Genomic DNA, 765 nt, shown 5'->3' on the forward strand with positions numbered 1-765 from the left:
AAGCCGGCGAGGCGCTGTACGGCACCGGGGCCCGCGCCCTGCCCACCAACCGGCGCGGCCAGCGTGTGCCGCTCTACAACCAGGCCCGCTACGGCTACCAGAATGGCGAGGCCAACCTCAACATCAGCATTCCGCTGGTGCTGAGCGGGCGCGGCTACGGGCTGTTTTTCGATGATGTGCGGCCCGGCTACCTCGACCTGGGCCAGGCCGACAACGCGGCCCTGGAGTTCGGAACCGAGAATAACCGGCTGACTTACTTCGTATTCGGGCAGGCCAATTTGCCCGGCCTGCTCACGGCTTACACTTCCCTGACGGGCCGGCAGCCGCTGCCGCCGCGCTGGGCCCTGGGCTACATCCAAAGCAAATACGGCTACCAGAATGAGGCCGAGGCCCGCGCCATTGTGCAGCAAATGCGCGGGCAGGGCTTCCCGCTGGCCGGGCTGGTGCTCGACTTGTACTGGTTTGGCGGCATGAACCGCATGGGCGACCTCGACTGGGACCGCACCCGCTTTCCCAACCCCGTACGCATGATGCGCGATTTCGACTCGGTGGGCGTGAAAACCGTACTCATCACCGAGCCCTACATCACACAGCAAAGCCGCAACTACGCGGCCGCCAGCGCCGGCAACCTGCTGGCCCGCACCACGACGGGTGCGCCCTACGTCATCGGCAATTTCTGGGCGGGCAGCGCGGCGTTGCTCGATATGACCGACCCGACGGCGCGGGCCTGGCTGTGGCCGTTTTACCGGGCGCGGGTGCAAGAGG

General features: G+C 66.8%; 1 protein-coding gene. It reads left to right on the top strand.

The annotated features are described in order from the left end of the window. Nucleotides 1–765: TIM-barrel domain-containing protein (locus ACYVDE_RS24960; RefSeq protein ID WP_460504210.1), on the top strand; the 765-nt coding region annotated here is incomplete at both ends.

It is taken from the genome of Hymenobacter agri (genome assembly GCF_054778495.1).